General features: G+C 68.2%; 1 pseudogene. It reads left to right on the plus strand.

The annotated features are described in order from the left end of the window. Window positions 1–318: pseudogene (locus tag MKK50_RS08020) on the plus strand (IS3 family transposase); the annotation flags it as partial.

Genomic DNA, 318 nt, shown 5'->3' on the forward strand with positions numbered 1-318 from the left:
GCTAATGGAAACTTCCTCCACAGCGAGCCGCCGGCCCTGTGTCGAGCCCTTCGTGAAGACGCTGAAGGTATCCGAGCGCCGGGCCTGCCGTGCGCTCGGGCAGCAGCGCTAGACGCAGCGCAAGGCGACGCGGGGCAGAGACGACGAGGCCGCCCTGACAGCCGATCTCGTCGAGCTGGCGGCGCGGTAGGGCCGCGAAGGCTATCGGAAGATCAGCGCATTGCTGAAGGCCGCCGGCTGGCTGATCAACGACAAGCGCGTGGAGCGGATCTGGCGGCAGGAAGGCCTGAAGGTCCCGGCCAAGCAGCCCAAGCGTGG

The sequence above is a fragment of the Methylobacterium sp. J-043 genome, assembly GCF_022829505.1.
In the GTDB taxonomy this organism is placed as follows: Bacteria; Pseudomonadota; Alphaproteobacteria; order Rhizobiales; family Beijerinckiaceae; genus Methylobacterium; species Methylobacterium extorquens_A.